General features: G+C 67.4%; 12 protein-coding genes and 2 pseudogenes. 7 read left to right on the forward strand and 7 right to left on the reverse strand.

Annotated elements, in window-relative coordinates; genetic code table 11:
- Positions 1-67: 67 nt before the first annotated feature.
- On the reverse strand, positions 68-601 hold the full coding sequence (gene folE / locus OHA88_RS06450) for a GTP cyclohydrolase I (protein ID WP_030932776.1): 534 nt from the start codon (positions 599-601) through the stop codon (positions 68-70).
- Positions 602-1,241: 640 nt separating this feature from the next.
- Here folE and OHA88_RS06455 point away from each other — a divergent pair.
- A complete protein-coding gene (locus OHA88_RS06455; RefSeq protein ID WP_328624607.1) occupies positions 1,242-1,421 on the forward strand; it encodes a hypothetical protein in 180 nt (59 codons plus the stop codon).
- A 64-nt stretch (positions 1,422-1,485) separates the two neighbouring features.
- Here the strand turns inward: OHA88_RS06455 and OHA88_RS06460 are convergent, their stop codons facing one another.
- On the reverse strand, positions 1,486-2,253 hold the full coding sequence (locus OHA88_RS06460; RefSeq protein WP_328624608.1) for a transposase: 768 nt from the start codon (positions 2,251-2,253) through the stop codon (positions 1,486-1,488).
- A 660-nt stretch (positions 2,254-2,913) separates the two neighbouring features.
- On the opposite strand from OHA88_RS06460, the gene OHA88_RS06465 reads away from it, so the two are divergent.
- Entirely contained in the window at positions 2,914-4,821 is a 1,908-nt protein-coding gene (locus OHA88_RS06465) for a hypothetical protein (protein ID WP_328624609.1), read from the forward strand.
- Between the two features lie 359 nt (positions 4,822-5,180).
- On the opposite strand, the pseudogene OHA88_RS06470 reads toward OHA88_RS06465, so the two are convergent.
- A pseudogene (locus OHA88_RS06470) lies at positions 5,181-5,459 on the reverse strand (transposase); the annotation flags it as partial.
- Positions 5,460-5,604: 145 nt separating this feature from the next.
- Positions 5,605-5,970 carry a transposase gene (locus tag OHA88_RS06475; protein ID WP_328624610.1) on the reverse strand — a complete coding sequence of 122 codons (366 nt, stop codon included), beginning with the start codon at positions 5,968-5,970 and terminating at the stop codon, positions 5,605-5,607.
- Positions 5,971-6,110: 140 nt separating this feature from the next.
- On the opposite strand from OHA88_RS06475, the gene OHA88_RS06480 reads away from it, so the two are divergent.
- Entirely contained in the window at positions 6,111-7,331 is a 1,221-nt protein-coding gene (locus OHA88_RS06480; protein WP_328624611.1) for a metallophosphoesterase, read from the forward strand.
- Positions 7,332-7,959: 628 nt separating this feature from the next.
- On the opposite strand, the gene OHA88_RS06485 is transcribed toward OHA88_RS06480, so the two are convergent.
- On the reverse strand, positions 7,960-8,382 hold the full coding sequence (locus tag OHA88_RS06485) for an SRPBCC family protein (RefSeq protein ID WP_328624612.1): 423 nt from the start codon (positions 8,380-8,382) through the stop codon (positions 7,960-7,962).
- Between the two features lie 52 nt (positions 8,383-8,434).
- Positions 8,435-8,662, reverse strand: coding sequence for a hypothetical protein (locus OHA88_RS06490; RefSeq protein ID WP_328624613.1), 228 nt, complete (start codon positions 8,660-8,662; stop codon positions 8,435-8,437).
- Positions 8,663-8,976: 314 nt separating this feature from the next.
- Here OHA88_RS06490 and OHA88_RS06495 point away from each other — a divergent pair, with 314 nt between their 5' ends.
- The gene (locus OHA88_RS06495; protein WP_328624614.1) at positions 8,977-9,300 is read left to right on the forward strand and encodes an ArsR/SmtB family transcription factor; all 324 of its coding nucleotides are present in this window, start codon (positions 8,977-8,979) and stop codon (positions 9,298-9,300) included.
- Entirely contained in the window at positions 9,297-9,734 is a 438-nt protein-coding gene (locus OHA88_RS06500) for an SRPBCC family protein (RefSeq protein WP_328624615.1), read from the forward strand. The genes OHA88_RS06495 and OHA88_RS06500 overlap by 4 nt, the downstream gene beginning before the upstream one ends.
- A gap of 192 nt (positions 9,735-9,926) precedes the next feature.
- Here OHA88_RS06500 and OHA88_RS06505 read toward each other — a convergent pair.
- Positions 9,927-11,145: pseudogene (locus OHA88_RS06505) on the reverse strand (IS701 family transposase).
- A 222-nt stretch (positions 11,146-11,367) separates the two neighbouring features.
- Between OHA88_RS06505 and OHA88_RS06510 the strand changes: the two are divergent.
- Both OHA88_RS06510 and OHA88_RS06515 read left to right on the forward strand, forming a co-directional pair.
- Positions 11,368-12,552: an IS701 family transposase gene (locus OHA88_RS06510; RefSeq protein ID WP_328624616.1), complete on the forward strand. Its 1,185-nt coding sequence runs from the start codon at positions 11,368-11,370 to the stop codon at positions 12,550-12,552.
- A gap of 201 nt (positions 12,553-12,753) precedes the next feature.
- On the forward strand, positions 12,754-13,470 hold the full coding sequence (locus OHA88_RS06515; protein ID WP_328624617.1) for a VOC family protein: 717 nt from the start codon (positions 12,754-12,756) through the stop codon (positions 13,468-13,470).
- The last annotated feature ends 8 nt before the right edge of the window (positions 13,471-13,478 follow it).

Genomic DNA, 13,478 nt, shown 5'->3' on the forward strand with positions numbered 1-13,478 from the left:
GCTGGGTGACCGGTGCCGCGTGGCGGGAGGTCTATCCCTTGAGCACCTCCCGCCACGCGAGTCCGGATCAGTCGTCCAGGCCGAACTTGGCCATCAACTCCTGATGGCCCGCCACATATGAGGTGTCGGTGATCACGGTCTGGTCGGACGGACCGCGGCTGCACATGCAGAGGTGGCGGCTACGGGAGGTGACTCGCACGGCTTTTGCGCCGCCGGAGGACATGATCTCTTCAGCGATCTCCTTGACGAGGTACTCCTGGATCTGGAACCGCCGGCTGAACGCCTGGACCAGGCGAGGGAATTTCCCGAGTCCGAGAATGCGGTCACCGGGGACGTAGGAGATGTTGACCTTCCCGAAGAACGGCAGGAAGTGGTGGGCGCAGATCGAGAAGAAGTTGTTCTCCTGGACACGCACCACGCCGGTGTGCTCACCGTTCACCAGGCAGGTGGTCTTGAGGATCTTTGAGGTGTCGATCTCATAGCCGCTCAGCAGCTCGCGATAGGCCCGGACGATGCGGTCCTCGCACTCCGGGCCGCTGTACCAACCGAGTGCCCTCGTGTCGGTGGTTACATTGGTTTTGAGCCAGTCTTCAATGGTCACCTGCGGCCTCCATTCCCACTTCCACCAAGGGCTCCGAAACCCGGTGGAGTTATTTCACTATCCACCCAGTTGCATTCCTTGAGAATATCGCCCGCTTGGCTGACACCCGATCAGACCAATGCGCGGGTGATATGCTAATACCTACGTATTCAAAGCCGCGGAGAGAATTAACGTTTCCCCGATGCTTAAACCAGGCGGGGGGCGGGAACCCGGCGCCCGAATGACAAATAAAAAAACCACCCGTTGAGCGCCGGAGCACGACCCGCTCATTCTGCCCGTCGCGCCATGTCTCAACCCGGTCCCCCGGCTCAATGCCTGGGGATAGTTCTTCCGGAAACGAGGAAGCGCCTTGTGACCTGCGATGCTGGGAGTTCTTCACGCTTCCAGCACGCACGATCGACAAGGCACTTCCGAGATGCAATCTTCCCATGCTGCAGCGAAGGTCTCCGCACGGTTCGGTGATCCGAATCTGGTCGCGTACGGCGGGCTGGAGCCGGTGACCGAGTGGGATCGAACCGCTCCTGACCCATGCGGGGCGCGATCCAGACGGACTTGTTCTCCTCGCCCATCTGCTTGTGCAGAAAGAAACTTCGGACATCGTAAGGAGCCGTGGCCGCTACACAGACAGGGTGGAGGGGAAGTGGAGACTGCAAGCGACGAGCAGCGGTTCACCGAGCTCTACAGGCGGCACTATTCGGCCGTCGATGCGGACGTGCGTCGGCGAATCCACGGTGACCGCGTGGCCGACGTGGTCGCCGAAGCATTCCTGCTCGCCTGGCGCAGATTTGCTGCGCTTCCCGAAAGCAAGGCGTTGGCCTAAGGCTTGTCCCGTAAATGATCTGTGACTGGGTGTGGCGTGGTCGGTGGCCAGTCCGGCTGGTCGCCTATCCGGCGAGGTTGAGGTTGTGCAGGCGGGCGATGCCGAGCATGGCGTGGTGGACGCCATCGCCTTTGAGGCGGCAGTCGCGGAGGATCTTCCAGGTCTTCACGCGGGCGAAGACGTGCTCGACGCGGGCGCGGACCTGCTTGTGGGACTTGTTGTGGGCCTGTTTCCAGTCGGGGAGTTCTTCGCCCTTGCGGCGACGGTGGGGCATCACGAGCCCGGTGCCCGGACAGCCGCCGTCGGCGATCGTCATCGTCTTACCGACCCCAGTTTTCGCGCCGGACTCCTGCCACGCCTTGCAGTCGTTGCGGTTGCCCGGCAGCGGTCGGCCGACCACCACGACGAGCCGGGTGTCGGCGTCGGTGACGACCTGGTGGTTGGTGGAGTACCGGTAGTTCTTGGACTGCGCGGCGATGGTGCGGTCGCGGGTAGGCACCAGGGTGCCGTCCACGATGAGCACGGTGTCCTTGCCGAAGCGCTTGCGTGGCTGGAGCGCGAGTGATGGGCCGAGGCGGTCGATGACGCGGTCGGCCACGGACTTCGAGACACCGAAGAGCGGAGCGAGCTGGCGCATCGTCAAGTTCGTTCGCCAGTAGGCCGACACGAGCAGCACCCGGTCCTCCAGCGGAAGAGCCCACGGGCGACCCTCGCGGACCGGGTCTGCACCTTCACGGCGCAGTGCGGTCACCAGCTTGCCGAAGGAGCGCGGGCTCAGCCCGGTGAGCGGGGCTATCCAGGAGGGCTCCGACGCCGTGATCACACCAGACACCGCAAGATCATCTCACCTGTGACCAGCAGTTACGTGTGACTCGTCGCGTTAGTTGTCGTTCTACGTGGACCCCGACCTGAGGATTCGGCGACACATCGGCACGAAATCTGTCGTAAAACTGGCATGCTTCTTGTCGCTTGGTGGGCACGGGGCCCTGAGCCGCTGTGGTCGCACGCATGCGGCTGGAAGGACCTCCTCGTCCCGGTCTCGATCGAGCGTGGCCGGGATGCTTTCGTCCTGGGGGGACGGGTGGACGAGGCGGTGGAGTGCGACTTGGCGGTGTGCCGGAGGCGAGGTGACTTGCCCGGTTGCCCATCTGGCGGAGGCGCCGCTGGCCGCCTACTTGCGGCGTCCGGCGTGGATCTCCGCACCGCCGAGGGCTGCCGTCAGTGGCTACGACGCCGTCAGTCGCCCCCGGCATGACGACTAAGCGGCCCCGTTTCGTGAAGCTCCATGGCGGCTCGAAGCGGTCCCATGCTGGCGTGGCCCGGTCTCGTCCGAATCCAGGCCAAAGCCTTCGATGCACTAGTGGGTCCGGCTCGAGCCGCCCCGGTGGGGCCGCCGAACGACATTGCAGCCAATGACGTGTATGGGGGGTGGGCCGGTTTCGCCTGGGCTGAGGGCCTTGTCCCGCCGCGAGCCGGCGGGGATCATGACCGCGTGCAACACCGAGAAGAACTCCACGAACTGCTCGTGCGCGCCGGGCTCACGGTCGTCGAGGACGTGCGCCCGGGAAGCCTGTTTCCGCCGGAGGCCGGCTGGCGCATCGCGCGGGGGCTCGCGGCGCCGGACGGTGCGGCCTGGGAAGCGCTCGACGCCGTGTGGTGGCGCCGTCTTGCGGATGCCGACGGCGGGTTTCTGGTGGCCGTCCTCGGGCACCGGATCGGCGGCAACGACTCCTGGTGGACCCGCGTCCGGTACACCGGCGGCGGTGTGCCGGAGTTGAGCGGCAACCTCGGGTTCGTGGCGCTCTCCCTCGACGGACAGGTGCTGCTGGCGGAGGTGCCCGGCGCGGACGGGCCTCGGGTGACGGCCCTCGACCGACTGCCGGAGCGGCTGGAGGAGACCGCGGCGGCCGCCGGGCGCGAGACGGAGGTCGAGCGCGACGAGGTGTGGGCGGCGGTGCCCGGCCGACCCGCGTGGCCTCTGCACTGGGCGGAGGGGATCGGGTCCAATCCGGCCGCGCCGGACGAGCTGCTCATCCGGCTATTGGATGTGGCGGAGGGCTTCCTGCACGGCTGCGACCGGCCTGCCGTCCTCGACGCCGCCGTGGCGCACCCCGATCCGCGGGTGCGGTCGAGGCCCGCCGACACCTTCCGGCCCAAGCTCACGTCCGATCAATGGGTACGCCTGGTCCGCGCCGAACCGTCGCCGAGCCGGCGCGTGCTCTGTGCCGAGCATGCCTGTGCCTGGGGCGTCGAACTCCCCGAGGACCTGTACGACGACCTCCTCGTCGGCCCGTCCCGCGCCCAGGCCGCCGAACTCCCCGGGCTCCCCGCCCACCACCTCCCCAGCCTCGCGGCCGACGCCGATCCCCGGGTGCGGGCGACTGCGTGCGCCCGGTGGGAGGACCTCGCCGCGCCGCTGCGGGAGCGGCTGCTGGCCGACACCGACGACGCGGTGCGTACGGCGGCGCTGCTTGCCCACCACACCGGCGTCCCGATGCCTCGCGAGGTCTTCACCGCGCTGCCTGCGCCCCGGCGAGCGCTCGAACAGTGCCGTCTCGCACCCGGGTTGGAGGCGGAGCTGGTCCGGGACGGGGACGCGGAGGTACGCCGGGCGCTGGCCGCCAACCCACGGCTCGGCGCGCACAGTGTCGCCGTCTTGGCGCAGGACCCCTACGACGACATCCGCTCGGTAGTGGCCCTGCGACCTGACCTCACCGAGGAGCAGCGTGCCGCGGTGCGCTTCGACTTCGACCCGACGTCGATGTCGCGCACTGTGCCCTGGGTCGAGAGCCTGCACGGCGACGCCGGTGCGATGCGCCGCCTGGCCGTATCGTCCCATCCGCTCATCCGCCGCAGCGTGGCCCGTGCCCGGCATCTTCCATCGGATGTCGTGGAACGTCTGGCCAGGGACGAGGATCGGACGGTCCGTCTGTTCCTCGCCGAGTCGTGCGACGACGCGCCGGCCGAGATGCTGCTGGAGGTCTGGCGCTGGTGGGACGGCAGCTTCAGTTACCCCGGCCGCCCCCGCAGCCACCCCAACTTCCCCCGCACGGGCCTGCTGCGCTACGCCGGCGACCCCGTCGGGCGGATGCGCCGCCTGGCCCTGGACGATCCGGAGTCCACGCCTGCCGACGTCGCGCGTCTCGCCCGCGATCCCGAAGCCGAGGTACGCTGCCGCGCGGCTGAGGACCCCCGGTTGTCACCGGCCGACGCAGTGCGGCTGCTGAACGACCCGGCGGACTACGTCCGCGGGACCGCCATACGCAATCCGCAGCTGCCGGCCCGCGTCCTTGCCGGGCTGCTGCACGACCGCGCCACGGCATGCGCGGCGGTCACCAACCCGGCGATCCCGATCCCCGTCCTGCACCGCATCCTGGCCGCGGCAGCCGGGGCGGCCTGACGCTGAACTCCGGCACACCCCAGGTGCGTGCTGCCGAGGGTCTCGACCAGGCCTACGACAGTTGTCTCGCCGGGACGACAGTTAGCGTGACGAGTCACATTACGGGACAGCCCTTGGAAGGTAGGACACCTCAGGGCCCTAACGCGTCAAGTCCTCGTCGGTGAGTGCACGGTTTCCCCAGCGATTCCAGAGCGTGTGATGCCATTCGCCGGCATCGGTGCCGGAAGGCGTCACCGGCGGCACTGGCGCCGCAGGTCAGGCAGCAGCCCTCTCCGTCGCCAAGGGCGGTGTGGGGAAGGCGGCCAGCTCGTCGAACCGTTCGCCGTGTTGAAGGCAGTGGTAAAGCTGGCCGATCATGCGGCCCGCAGGACCATGGTGCGGGCCAGTTCGTTCTTGGTCGCGAATCGGCAGTGTTGGGGGATGCGGGCAGCGCGGCAGCGTTCGGGGTCGTCGGTCCAGGATTTGGACAGGTAGAGCTCGCAGTCGACCAGAGCGTGACCGCGGGTGACGGGCACCGCCGTCGACGACGACGGCCTTTCACCGCTGTGGCCCACGTCAAGCTTTCGCGTGATCAGGCGGTCGCCACGATCCTGGACAGCGAGGCACTGCGCAGCGTCGACCTTGGGCCAGGCCGGCATACCCACAGATCACGAATCGCGAAAGCGGACTGCCTGACCCACGGTTCGGACGTACGTTCCGCACGCGTGCTGTCGCGAACGGTCCCAGCTCTCCCTGAACAGCGGCCGCAGCAGGCCCGAACACTCCGCAGCTGGACCACGCTCGTCAGCCCAGACCAGTCCGACGAACTGGCCACCTCTCGCGCGGTGTCACAGCCCCTATGACGGGGGGCATGACTGCATGGTTATGACCAGGTGAAACACCTCGCGGGCGGCGTAGCGTTTTGAGGAAGCGGACGATTTCGCGTCGGGTCTTGCCCTGCTTGAGTCGGCCTTTGCAGTACTCCTGGGTGCGTGGATCGCAGCGCAGGCGGGTCTGCACGATCCGGTGCAGGACGGCGTTTGCCTGCCGGTCACCAGCACGGTTGAGGCGACGGTACTGCCGACTTCCCGAGGAAAGCGCGACATCCACCGTTCCGTCCAAGCACTCGCACGCGACATCCGGGCCTGGGTCGCAGACTGGAACGACCACCCACGACCCCTCGCCTGGACCTGGATCGCCGACGAGATCCTCGACAAGGTCGCCACCTATTCAACGAATCTCCGACTCAGGTCACTAGGACGAACGGGTACAGTGCGCGCCGGCAGTCTGGTTACTTGAGGAGGGGAAGCGTGACCGACACCAGCGAAGCCCGATCCGCGGACGATGCAGCTCATGCGAGCCAGCAGAGTCGACTGCGCCGCCTGATGCGCTACATCCCTATGATCGCCCCCGTCCTGCTGTGGACTGTGCCCTGCTGGGTGCTGCTGCACGCCGGCCAGCACTGGCCGCTCCCCGTGTCGTTGGGCGGCACCGCCCTGTTCGTCCTCGGTCTGGTCGCTATGCCGCTCGCGATGGTGCGCGGCCACGGCCGGCGGCAGCAGGACTGGGCGGCGATCGTCGGAGACACCCTCCTTGGGGCCAGCTGGGTACTGTTCACCTGGTCCGTCCTGCTCGGCGTCCTGCTGCGCCTCGCCCTGACCGTGGTCGGCGTAGGCAACGGGCAGAACCGGGCCCGGATCGTCAGTTGGGTGGTCCTCGGCGTAGCCGCCGGGCTGCTCGCCTGGGGGTACGCCGAGGCCCGCCGGGTGCCACGGGTGCGCCAGCTCGACGTACAAATCCCGCGGCTGGGAGCCGGATTGGACGGCACCCGCGTCGTCCTCATCACTGACACCCACTACGGCCCGCTCGACCGCGCCCGCTGGTCGGCGCGGGTCTGCGCGAAGGTCAACACCCTGGAGGCCGACCTGGTCTGCCACACCGGAGACATCGCGGACGGCACGGCCCAACGCCGCCGCGCCCAGGCCGCTCCGCTCGGCACCGTGCGAGCCACCCGGGCCCGGGTCTACGTCACCGGAAACCACGAGTACTACAGCGAGGCCCAGGGCTGGGTCGATCTGATGGACGAGCTGGGTTGGGAGCCGCTGCGCAACCGTCATTTGCTGCTCGAACGCGGCGGCGACACCCTCGTGGTCGCCGGCGTGGATGACGTCACCGCCGAGTCCTCCGGCCTGGCCGGCCACCGCGCCCACCTCGCCGGCGCCCTGAACGGCGCCGACCCCGACCTGCCCGTCCTGCTCTTGGCCCACCAGCCCAAGTTCATCGACCGGGCCGCAGCAGGCGGCATCGACCTCCAACTCTCGGGCCACACCCACGGCGGCCAGATCTGGCCCTTCCACCACCTCGTCCGCATCGACCAGCCCGCCCTCGCCGGCCTCAGCCGCCACGGCACCCGCACCCTCCTCTACACCAGCCGCGGCACCGGTTTCTGGGGCCCGCCGTTCCGCGTCTTCGCCCCCAGCGAGATCACCCTGCTCGTACTCCGCTCCCCGCACCTGCCCACCTCGCCGTAGCACTGGGCGGCCCAACACATTCGCTTGGAACTGTCCACGAGCTAAGCAGTGCGGCATCGACAGATGACCCGGCTCGTCTGGCAGAGGGCAAGATCCGGACCATTCCCGGGCCGACGGCTCCAACGAGCCACACGTGGCCATATTTTACGTAGGTCAGCGACGCGTGACGCCGGTAACGAGCACCATGAGGTGGCCTTCAATCGGCAAAGAGAGCTCTCTTGAACACCACGCCCGCACATCCCGCTACACACATCAGTCGCCGAAGTAGCAGCGGGGCCCAACGCGTTGCGGGAGGCTCCGCGTCTGCGCCTACCGGACGCGACATCGAGTGGCTCACAGAGCTCCACGTCATGCCCCGCCCCTGGGGGGTCCTGAGGATCAGGGGATCGTTCACGGTGCAGGCCCCTGCCTTCCACCGTCACCGCCCGCCGGGCCCTCGGGCCGGGCTGCGTACGACGGCCGGCAAGCCAGACGCCCATCGCCCGGTTGAGTGCATCGGCATCGAGTCGGGCCAGGGTGCGGCGCATGACCGTCTCGCACGGCACCGGCCGGGTGCTGGTCAGCGGGCAGTGGCGTACGCCGCTACCCGGGCGGGCGGGAGCGGGACCACTCGCTTCGGAGTGCCTGATCAGAGGGTGAAGAAGGGCTGGTGTGTGCCCGTCTCGGCGTACTGCTTGAGCCGGTACATCAGCTGGCCCCAGGTTTCGGCCGTGGACGGAAAGTCGGAGTCGTCGACGGCGAAACCAGCGTGCCGCAAGTCCACCCGCGTGCCGGTCCCGTCGGGGGCGTCGGTCAGCTGCCAGGTGATGACGGTCCCGGACCAGTGCGGAGGGAAGGCGCCGATCGACGTCCACAAGATCTCTTCCTTGTCCGCTCGGTCCCGTCGGAGCCGGAAGGGCTCGGGAATCTGCGGGAAGTCGAACAGGAGAATCTCGCCGTCGCGGTCGACTCCGGTGGTCCACCAGCCGGTGAGGCCGTCGTGGGTGTTCAGCGCCTCGTAGACCTTGGTGCGGTCGGCGTCGATTTCGGTCCGGAAGGTGATCTCGGACATTACTGCTCCTGGGGGGTAGGGGGAATGGAGGGATGGGGGGCGGGGGCGGGGCTCAGAAGGTGAAGTACGGGACCGGGATGCCGGTCTCCGCGTACTCCTTCAGGCGGGCGAACATGCCGGCCCAACCCATCGTGACCTCGCGGAACATGTCGTCGATCTCGGCGAACCCGGAGTGGTCGAACCGGACCACCGTGCCGCCCTCGGGATGGGCCTCCAGGGCATAGACGATCTCAGTGCCGATCCACTGCGGCGGCCCGCGACCACAGTCTGCGCCAGGCACTTGCCGGCCGCAGCCTCGTCGATGCGGAAGTCCCAGGTCATCGGGGCGCCGGTGAACGACAGCCGGTGCAGAGCGCCGATGCCCTCACCGATCTCAGCACCGGTGGTGCACCAGCCGGCGACGCCTTCGGTGGTGGAGATCGCGCGAGGTACACGGTCTCCGGGTCGGCGGCGATACGGATCTGCAGTGCGATGTCAGCTATGGGGAGTCCTTCTCGTCGGGGACCCGACTGAGTACCGAACCCTTCGCTTTAGCTCACACTGAAATGACTTTCGGCGACTTGGCAAATTGCAGTGGGCGCTAAAATGATCGACATGGATGCGGTGAGGGCTGTCGCCGAGCCCGGGCGTCGCGAGATTCTGCGGCTGGTCTGGGACTCGGAGCTGTCGGCGGACGAAATCGCCGAGCGTTTCGACGTCACCTTCGGCGCGGTCTCGCAGCACCTCAAGGTGCTCAGGGAGTCCGGCCTGGTTACGCTGCGCCAGGACGGCAGGAGGCGGTTCTACCGGGCCGACCGCGAGGCCATGGGCCCGCTGGCCGACTTCCTGCAGTCCATGTGGGCCACCAAACTCGACACCCTCGCCGTCCTCGCGGAAGCGGCCGAGCGCAGCGAGAAGTCCGAAGGGATCGCACAGTGAGTACAGAAGTAGTGACACTGGAGCGGCACATCGCCGCCCGCCCCGAGACGGTGTTCTCCTTCTTCACCGAACGCGACAAGTGGCTCGCATGGATGGGCAAGGACGGCGAGTTCACTTTCGAGCCCGGCGGCGCCTACCGGACCAACGTCACCGGCGACAACATCGCCCAGGGCCAGTTCGTTGAGATCGACCCACCCAAACGGATCGTCTTCACATGGGGCTGGGCCGAGGGCGACATGCCTGTACCTCCCGGCTCCAGCACTGTGGAGATCACCCTCGAACCGGTCGACGAGGGCACCCTGCTGCGCCTCGCGCACCACGGCCTCCCCTCCCCCGAGGCATGCGCCGCCCACGCGGAGGGCTGGACCCACTACATCCGCCGCCTGGTGATCTGGGCAGAGGGCGGCGATCCCGGCCCCGACGACTGGATGTGACGCACCACTCAACTAGTACTCCAGCCGGACTTCTCCATTACCGCTGGTCAACGGCTTGAGTGTGGGGAGTGTAGCGGGGTGGGTTTGGGTGTGGGGCGGTCTTGGCGGACCGTCCCGCGAACGGGTAGCCGCGCCGCATGTAGTGGCAGTGTCGGGCGCGTGCTTGGTGGCGGCGTCTCCAGTGCGACCAGCTCATTGCGTGATCGCGTGGTGCAGGGCGGCGGGGTTCAACTGCCAGCCGACGACGGATCTCTGCCGGGGTGAGGTCCACGAGGTCGGGTGTGTCGGCCGCGTCACCCCTTTTCGCGTTCCTGAACGGCCATCGCCGCGAGGAAGATGTGCGCGATCATGACGAGTGTGATGTGCCGGTACCAGCCGACGTAGCGGCGGACTACGTACTGGTCCAGGCCGCATTCGTTCTTCGCGCTCTGGAAGCATTCCTCGATCTTCCAGCGGCAGCCCGCGATGCGAGCCAGGTCGGCGACGGTGGCGTCCAGCGGGGCACTGGCCAGGTAGTAGGCCACCTCGTCGGGCCTGGCGATGCTGCGGCGGGCGAGCATCCAGCGTTGCCGAGTGGGCTCGTCGCCGTCGAACTCCCAGACGGCGGGCAGCCGGGCCGCCGCCCAGTCGTAGAGCCGTGGTCCCTTGGCGCCGTTGCCGCAGGACAGGCGTTGCCATGCCTCGGGCGGGGCCTGGCCGATGAGGTAGTCGATGCGGGGGCCGTGCACCTGCTGCGACTTGGGGACCGCGACGACGTAGGACAGACCGGCGTCTTCCAGGAAACGGCGGAAGCGGGAGTCCTGGCCGTAGGCGGAATCTGCGGTGACCCAGGAGAAGGCAAGCGGGGAGTGAAGGGCCCGCAGGATCGGATCATGGCGCGGGCGAGGTCGTTCTTGGTGGTGAAGTCACGCTCGTTGGGGATCCTGGCCGCTCGGCAGCGCTCCCGGTCTTCGGCCCAGGACTTGGGCAGATAGAGCTCGCTGTCGACCAGGGCGTGCACGCGTGTGGTGGCGTAGGCGGCGAAGACACCGATCTGGCAGTTCTCGGTCCGGCCCGCGGTCCCGGAATATTGCCGTTGCACCCCGGCCGAGGTGGTGCCCTTCTTGACTAAGCCGGTGTCGTCGATGATCAACACACCCTCTGATGTGCCAAGTTGCTCGGCTGCATAAGACTGCAGGTCATCGCGGAGACGGTCGGTGTCCCAGCGGCTGTGGGACAGCAAGTGCTGGAGTCCGTCCGGGGTGGCATGGCCGGCGTACTCAGCAAGCTGCCAGCCGTTCTTGCGGCCTACCGGGCCCAGCAGCCCGCGCACGTAATCCCGCATCCAGCGTCGTGGTTCGATCCGGGCGAAGCAGGCTCCGGCCCGCAGGAATAGATTCTCGAGTTCATGGTCCCAGGCACTCGTGGGCACATCATTGATCACGACTATGAACTGCTCGGCCACTGTCACTACATGCGGTGCGGCTACCCGTTCGCGGGACGGTCCGCCAAGACCGCCCCACACCCAAACCCACCCCGCTACAATCCCCACACTCAAGCCGTTGACCAGCGGTAATGGAGAAGTCCGGCTGGAGTACTAGTACTGCAACGGTGTTTTGCGTGACGGTTGGGCAGATCACTCGTTGGTGTTGCTATGGGTGGGGACCTTACTGATGCGCGGGTGTGGGCGGGCGAACTAAGCGCGGTGCACGAGCGGTTCGTGCACCGGTTTGCCCGAACGGAGCCGCGGAAGTCGGCACTGGCCTATATGCGGGGACTGATCGCTCCGCTGGAGCGGAAGAACGGCTGGACACTGGCGGAACAGGCCGGTCATACCGGGCCGGACCGTATCCAACGGCTGTTGAACCGGATCGACTGGGATCCCGACGAGGTACTGGACGATGTGCGTGACTACGTCGTTGAGCACCTCGGAGACCCCGAGGCCGTGCTCATCGTGGATGACACGGGCTTCCTGAAGAAGGGAACCCGGTCGGCCGGTGTCCAGCGCCAGTACTCGGGCACCGCGGGCCGGACGGAGAACTGCCAGGTCGGTGTCTTTCTCGCCTACGCTGCCGAGCGGGGTCGGACGTTGATCAACCGCCGGCTGTATCTGCCCACGTCGTGGACGGACGACCGCGAGCGCTGCCGCCCGGCCGGCATCACCGATGAGACCGCCTTCGCGACCAAGGTGGTCATGGCCAAGGCGATGGTCCGCAAAGCGATCGCAGACCGGATCCCGTTCCGTTGGGTGACCGCGGACGCGGCCTATGGTTTCAGCAAGGGCTGGCGGCACGAGCTGGAGGAGGCGGATGTCTTCCACGTCATGGCCACCACCCGGCATGACACTGTGGTGACCCGCTGGGCCCTCGACCATCCCGTCCACGACCTCTTTCCCGCTCTGCCACGGCAGAAATGGAAACGACCCTCCTGTGGGAGGGGTGCCCATGGGCCGCGGGTTTTTGACTGGACACGAGTCGAGGTGAGGCCCTGGCACCGAGAGGACCGCCGTCACTGGGTGATCGCTCGCCGCAGCGTCAGCCGTCCCGACGAGATCTCCTACTACATCGCCTACTGCCCCGCGGACACCACGCTCGATCAGCTGATCCACTTCGCTGGCAGCCGCTGGGCTGTCGAGGAATGTTTCCAGACAGCGAAACAGGAGTGCGGCCTGGACGACTACCAAGTCCGCCGCTACCCCGGCTGGCACCGCCACATCACTCTGGCCATGGCCGCCCACGCCTGTCTGACCGTCCTGCGAGCCCGCGCACTCGCCACAGACAAAGCAGAAACGGATCCTCCCAGCTCATCCACCTCAGCCTCGCCGAAATCAGACGCCTGATCACCCGCCTCAACGACCGTACTCCCACCCCAATCAACCACATCCTGCACTGGTCACACTGGCGCCGCCGACGGCAACAACAAGCCCGCATCAGTCACTACAAACGACGCGGACACAGCCCATAGAAACTGGCCACCCATCAGCACAAACACCGTTGCAGTACCAGGGCGTGTTTCAGATGTCCGCCAGACGGGTCTGACAGTGGGCTGCGAGGATGCAGGCATGGAGCAAATATTGAGTCGGCAGGAAGCGTCGGAGGCTGTCCACGACTACGGCTGGCGCTTCTTGCTGGGCACTTTGCGAACGGCAGTCCCGGTCGGATCGTTGGCTCAGGCGATCGGCTTGGCGGCGGACGCCATCGCGGTGTGCGGCAGCAACGCCGATCGGCACCTTCGGGTCGATGCCCGCCCCCAGCGGGTCGTGCTCACTCTGCAGTCGCTGGACCATGCAGCGGTTACCACCCGGGACGTCGAACTCGCACGTCGGATCTCCGCCGCCGTCAACGAGACCGGGTTGCTGATGACGGAGCCCGAGATCGGAACGGGGGCACCGCGGTCAGTCCAACTCCTGGAGATCGCGATTGATGCGCTGGGCATCGCCGAGATTCGGCCGTTCTGGAAGGCAGTGCTGGGTTATGCCGACGAGGCGGGCGCCAAAGGACCGGAGGATCCGCTTGTCGACCCTGTTGGGCAGGGCCCGGCGATCTGGTTCCAGCAGATGGATCGGGAGCGCCCACAGCGCAATCGCATCCACTTCGACATCTGCGTTCCCCATGACGAGGCACCCCGGCGGATCGAGGCCGCGCTGGCGGCAGGGGGCCGACTCGTATCCGCGACCCGTGCCCCCGCATTCTGGGTGCTCGCCGACGTGGAGGGGAACGAGGCCTGCGTGACCACATGGCAGGGCCGAGAAGGCTGAGGTGTGCT

The organism is Streptomyces sp. NBC_00353, from assembly GCF_036108815.1.
Taxonomy (GTDB): Bacteria; Actinomycetota; Actinomycetes; order Streptomycetales; family Streptomycetaceae; genus Streptomyces.